The organism is Methanobrevibacter sp. (genome assembly GCF_045646045.1).
Taxonomy (GTDB): Archaea; Methanobacteriota; Methanobacteria; order Methanobacteriales; family Methanobacteriaceae; genus Methanocatella.
The window spans coordinates 1-7,684 of sequence record NZ_JAZRJY010000104.1 but is presented as its reverse complement, the minus strand read 5'-3'; the positions used below and the strand labels follow the sequence as shown (position 1 = coordinate 7,684).

General features: G+C 30.7%; 1 protein-coding gene. It reads right to left on the bottom strand.

Annotated features, from left to right (window positions below):
- Positions 1-7,684: amino acid adenylation domain-containing protein (locus ACKI5C_RS07040; RefSeq protein ID WP_407432460.1), on the bottom strand; the 7,684-nt coding region annotated here is incomplete at both ends.

Genomic DNA, 7,684 nt, shown 5'->3' with positions numbered 1-7,684 from the left:
ATATGCTTTTGTATTGTAATTCAAGTATCCTACAGATGATTCTGTTATTTTATCTGAATTAGGGATGGATGACATGAAAGCAAATGATTCAGTCGGACCAAATCCATCAATCAATTCATAATTTTGAGGGCTTTCAACTTTACCTAACTTTTCACCTGCAACAAGTAAAACATCCAATGAAGTATCTTCAATGCTTTGCATAAAGAGCTTACCTACCTGGGTGGTAATAAATGCATGGTTAACTCCGTGTTCGATGAAATAATTATTCATTTCAACCATATTAAACCTAATATCCTCAGGAATTACACTAAGACAAGATCCGGCATATAAAACAACACAGATAATGAAATTAGACACGTCAAAACCAATAGCTGAAAATAATGCATAAACATCATTATCAGTTAAATCATATCTATCAGTATAGAATGCAGAAACATTCAAAAGAGATTTTCTGGTTACTTTAACACCTTTCGGAACACCTGTTGTACCACTGGTATATAAAATACATGCCAAATCATCATAAATCACAGGTAAATAGGATAAACTGCCAACTTTATCATTAACTATATCAGAGATGTTTAAAAGATTAACATCATCTGTTAATTCTTTCACACGTTCATAACTGTCATCACTTACAATAACAACTCTGGATTGTGTATCATCCAATATAAATTCGATACGTTCATTAGGAAGATTATCATCAAGAGGAATATAAACCGCACCTGCAGATAAAATACCTAAAATTGAAAACATGTAGAGTTCTGATCTTTCAACCAAGAAAGCAACATTATCTCCTAAATCAACGCCCATATCCTTTAAAGATTTATTAATTCTATCTGCAATAAATGCTCCTTCTCTATAAGTATAGGATAAATCATTATATTTAACAAGATATTTATCCGGATTTTCTCTTAAATTCTCATTGAATACATCCAAAATATCATCATGACTTAAAGAATGCTCAGTATCGTTATAACCATCTAAAAGAGCAATATCCTCTGCAACAATATAATTAATATCGCTTAATTTCACAACAGTAAGCATATCCTGTAAGATTAATTTATAGGATTCCATAAAGCGTGAAACGAATCCTGATGCATATTTATCAGAATGATTTATTATTAAACTATATTTTTTGCCTTTTTGAATAACATTAACCTCAAAGTCAGCAATGAAATCATTCATTTCGCTTGAAACCTCAAGTTTATTAACATCTGCAGAATCACTGCTTTCAGGATTCTTAATCCAATCAGGAATAAACTGGAATAAAACATTGGAATCAACACCATATTTATTTGCTAATAACCTAAATGGATAATAATTATGCCTCATTACTCCATAAACCATACGTGAGACATATTCCATAAATGAATGAATATCTCTATTTTTACAGTCAACCAGTAAAGGTAATGTATTAACAAACATTCCTATTGAATTATAATTGTTGAATCTGTCACGTCCGTTTTCAATAATATTAAAGAGTACTTTTTCACTGCCTGCAAATCTAGATAATGTATAAGCAAATGCACCGCTGAATAAAACATTCTCACTAATACTATGTTTGTTTAAAAATGAGTGAAGAAGGTTATAATCCAAATCTAAATTAATTAAACAACTGCCAGGTCCATCAGTCAATACACTACCCAACAAAATATCAGTTTCTTCACTATCGGCAAGCATTGAATTAAAGAATTCATCAGCTTCCACATATTCATAGCTTTCCCCTATTTGTTGGCTGAAAGCAGAAACTTTTAAGAAAGATTCATCAACATCAACAACTTCACCATCAATAATGGATTGTAAATCCTTCTTAAATACACCATCTGATAAAGCATCGAAAATAATATGGTGGAAAACAGCAAATAATTTATATTCAACATTAGTTTCAACAATTAAGAATCTGCATAAACTATCATGCAAATCAAAGCCATTTGTTAAGAATTTTGCAATAAATTCATCACTAACATCAGATTCCAGAGTAATGGATGGTTTTGATTTGTTAACTAAATATGGAACATCAAATTCATCACTAATACACATGCCCAAAATAGGATGAACTTCAAATATCTTATCTAAGGCATCTGTTATAGCATCGATATCATATTCCTTAGAAATATTCATTGAAAGAGGAATAAGATATGAATCAACTTTGTTATTGGTAACTATATCCAAATATACATTTAATTGAGATTCATTTAATGGACATCCAGAATCTACAGAATAAATATCCAAATCGAAGGAATTCTCTTTAATATTTTTAGCAATAGCATATGGAGTACGTAAACTTAATATGTCTACCACACCAATATTATAATCTTCAAGCAATGATAATAATTTAATAGCAATTAAAGAATCTCCCCCAAGACGTAGGAAGTCATCAAATAAACTGATGCCTTTTTGATCAAATACTCTTTCAAATGCTTCTGCAATGATTTTTTCCATTTTATTTGTTGGTGCAACATATCCAGCACGCAAGCTATCAAAGTCAATTTCAGGCAAAGCACGTTTGTCTACCTTACCGTTAATGTTTAAAGGAATTTCATCCAATTTTATCACATATGACGGCACCATATAATCGGGTGTATGTTCTAAAACATAATTCTGAATAGATTCGGATAAAATATTTTCATCCCAATCATTGTTGACAACCACATATGCTACTAATTCATAATTGCCCATATTTTTAATGGTTTGAACAGTAACATCATCCACATAGTCGATTCTACGTATCAATTCTTCGATTTCAGTTAATTCTACACGGTTTCCTCTAATTTTAACTTGATTGTCACGACGGCCAATAATGCCCAAAGTTCCATCCGGTAAAAATCTTACAATATCTCCGGTACGGTACATTAATTTGTAATTTTCATCATCAATGAATGGATTCGCAACAAATGCATTACGATCTTCCTCTTCACGATTTACATAACCTTTTCCGACCTGATTACCTGAGACATATAATTCTCCAGCAACCCCTAAAGGCACTTGTCTAAGTTCATCATCCAAAATATATGCTTTAATGTTATCAAAAATAAATCCGATTGAGGAAGGGTCAATTTTATCTTTTTCTTTAATTGCACTGATTGATACACAACATTCAGTTGGTCCGTAAGCATCAAATAATAAATAATCTGTAGGAGTATTTATTTCACCAAGTTTTTCCCCACCACAAACTAAAACTTTTAACGAAGTTTCATCCACTTCATTTATAAATATTTTTGAAACCTGTGTAGGAAGATTTGTATGGGTAACATTATTATTGATGAAATAACTATTCAATTTTTTCACATCAAATCTGATTTCATTTGGAACAATATTTAAACAGGCCCCCGAATAAATTGGAACACAAAGACTTTTAACAGCACCTACATCAAAACCAATTGATGAATATAAAGCAAATACATCGCCGGAATCGATACCGGACATATTTACATAATTCTGAATATAATTAACAATAGCCATTCTTGTTATTTTTATACCTTTAGGGACACCAGTAGTACCGCTGGTGTATAAAATACAAGCTAAATCGCCATAAATGACCGGTAATTTGGATAAACTTCCAATTTCATCATTAACTATATCAGAAATATTTAAAAGAGTGACATCAACTAATAAATCTTTCGCACGATCATAGGTTTCATCACTCACAATTAAAACTTTAGATTCAGTATCATTCAATATAAACTCTATACGTTCGTCAGGATGAGCATCATCCAATGGAACATAAACTGCACCTGCAGATAGAATACCCAAGACACTAAACATATACAATTCTGATCTTTCAACCAAGAAAGCAACATTATCTCCGACATCAATACCCATATCCTTTAAAGATTTATTAATTCTATCTGCAATAAATGCTCCTTCACCATATGTATAAGAAATATCTTTATATTTAACAAGAGATTTATCAGAGTTTTTCTTTAAATTATCATTAAACGCATCTAAAACATCAGCATAATCCAAAGGATGTTCAGTTTCATTAAAACTATCTAAAAGCTCAACATCACTATCCGAGATATAATTAATATCTCCTAGTTTTTCTTTATCCAAAATTTGAATTAAAATTTCTTTAAATGCATTTAAGAAACGAACGATAGTATCTGATGAATATTTGTCTAAATAACTGACACGAATAACAAAACCATCTTCCAAATCATTGACAACACATAAAAATTCTGAAACCGTATCGGCATCATCACTAAAGATAATATCATTACCCACATCAGAAACATCATTCAAATCATAATTATATTCAAAACCAATAGTGTTGGATAAATCAAACTCACGAGCAAGTAAACGGAATGGATATATACTATAATGCATTGAATCTAAAATTAAATCAGAAAAATCATTAAGATAATCAATAACTGTTTTATTTCTACAATCCACAATTATTGGAATTGTACGAACAAACATGCCCAGAGCGTTTTGACTGTAATTTTCATGACGTCCATGCTCAGTATAATTATAATAAACTTTATTACTACCAGTAAAACGAGAATATGTATAAGCAAATACTGCATTTAATAAATTACCTACAGTAATTCCACAACTGTTTGTAAATGACTCAATTTTATTGCGAATACCTCGAATAGGTAGACTGATGGTACCTTTACAACCATTAATATCGCTTAATAAACTTTGAACCTCATCTATATCTGCAAAGATATTTCTGTAAAATTCTTTTGCGTTTTTATATTCTTCTTTAAATTTGGATTCGAAAGAATCATTACTATTATAAACAAATCCCAAATCCAATTCAGGATTCAATGTATCATTTAAAGCCTGATTTAATTCTTCTTCAATTATCATTCTGGAAGTTGCATCACTAACCATATGGTGCATATCATACATAATGAAAATGCCATCATTATTTTCTACTATAAAGAAACGTACTAAGGATTTATGCAAATCAAATGGTTTGATTAAAACATCGAATTTATCAGTGTTAACAACCTCAATTTGAGGATAACTGTCACAAAGCAATAAAGGCATATCCTCAGTATCTATAACACGTCCTTTTAATATAGGATGTTTATCTATTAATGCATTAATCGCAATTTTAATTCTGTCGATGGATACATCTGAATCACATTTCATAATATTTGGAACAGAATATGCATTACCCTTTTTATTTACTTTTTCATCTAAATAAACCCCTAATTGAGATTCAGATAACGTACAAACAATATCCTCTGACTCATATTTTCCTAAAAATTCCAATTCATTTTTAACATTGTCAATAAATGTAGAAATCTTATCTCCAAGATAAGTATTGATTGCATAATCACCATGTATTACATAAGAATTACCTATACTGAAAACATTAAATGTAATTCCGAAAGTTTGGGATTCATAATCATGACCCTCAATCCCATCTTCGTTGATTACATGCTGATTAATTGACTCAAACAATTCATTTTTAAATGCAAATTCTGTACCTAGGAAATTAAACGTAATAGGACAGTGCTTATATGTTAATTCCTTAGCCGTATAAATTAATGATTGATAATTTAAACCTAGATTATTAACATTCTTTAATGCATTTTTAATGCTATAAACATCTTTTGCTACAGATATATTATCTCGGCCATAGTTGGTTGGCACCGTTATCGGATATTGGCTTGTAAACCAACCGACGGACCTATTAAGTTTTGCTATACTTTCATCACGACCATGGGATTCATAGTTGAATATAATATTTTCGCCATATGTCTTTTCATAAGCTCTTGAAATTGCCAATGCAAAATATTCTTCTTCAGAAAGCATTAGCTGATTATCCAAATCATAATCAGCATCAACAGTGAATTTAAAATTCTTAGCAGGCCCTGCAATTAAAGATTCATCCAATGATTCATTAATTTTAATCCAATGTTGTTTTTCTTCTTCAGAAATATTTTCCACTAATTTTTTAACATCATCGACCCATAACTTATAAGGATAAGGTTTATTGATTTTAACCTCTTTTCCTTCTAATAAATTAAGATAAATATGTGTTAAATCCATTAAAATTGTATTCCAACTAACACCATCAATAATTAAATGATGAACAACAAAGATAAGATACTGCTTATCATCATAGTGAATTAAACTAATGTCTAACAGTTTATCGCGCATATTAATTGATAAAATTGATTGGATAAAAATATTCTGCATTGTTTTATCAAAATTCTTCTCAATATAATATTCGTTAATTTTATAAATTGGAGTATTTGCAGGTAAAATTTCCTGTACAGGATTGTTATTATCATCAAATCTGTATACAGCACGTAACATATCATGAATATTACACAATTCATCAATGGCTTTTTGTAGAATATGCAATTCTAGTTTTTCATTGACCTCTAGCACGAATTTTTGACTAAAATTGTCTAAGTTTACTTGATCAAAGAAATAACTTTGAATAGGGAGTAAATCAACAATACCTTCTGTTGAATCATAATCATTTGCATCAATATCTTTTCGGACATGCTTTGCAATAAGATATGGTGTTTTATATTTTAATATATCCTTTGCATCACAGGAGATGCTTTCTTTTTCAAGTAATGAAATAACTCGAATTGTTGTGATAGAATCTCCACCAAGACGCATGAAATCATCATTCAAACCAATTTTTTGATTAAACACATCTTCAAATGCTTTAATAATGGATTCTTCAATTTCATTTGTTGGTGCAACATATTCTGCATGCAAAGTATCTAAATCAACATCCGGTAAAGCATGTTTATCAACTTTTCCATTAACATTCAATGGTATTTCATCCAGTTCAATAACAAATGACGGTACCATATAGTCTGGTTTATGATCATTTACATAATCTTTAATGTGGTCACCTAAATCCCCATCAATATTTTCAGATATGACAACATATGCGACCAGTTCATTATTTCCTTCATTATTTATTGTTTGAACAGTAACATCATCAACACAGTCCAATTCACGAATAATAGATTCAACTTCAGGCAGTTCCACACGGTTTCCTCTGATTTTAACCTGACTGTCTTGACGACCAACAATACCTAAAGTACCGTCAGGCAAGAATCTAACAATGTCTCCTGTTTTATAGATACGTTCATAACCTTCCTCATCATCAAATGGATTATCAAATAGTGCATTGATATTTTCTTCATCCCGATTAAGATAACCTTTTGTTAATTGATGACCTGATAAATATAACTCCCCAACAGCACCTATAGGAACACGACGATGCTCTTTATCTAAAACATATCCCCTAACATTGCTAATAAAGTAACCGATGCTGGATGAATGAATACGTCTGTTTGCAAAAATACTTGTGGAAATTGCCAAATTCTCAGATGGACCATAAGACTCAAATGGACCGATGGAATCCGGAGCATTCAACTCACCAAGTTTCATACCTCCGAAACATAACAATTTAATAGTTGTTTCCATGCCACTTTCAGCAAATAATTTTCCAACTTGACTAGTAATGAATGTATGAGTACAGTTATGTTCTACAAAATACTCATTTAAAGCTTTTAAATCTAATCTAATTTCTTCAGGAACAACATACAATGATCCGCCAGTGATAACTGGAGAATATAATGCATGAGCATGCATATCAAATACATATGAACAATGCATACCATAAACATCATCGGATGTGAAGCCAGTTTCGCCCACATACCATGAAACAAAGTTATTCACGGCTTTTCTACTG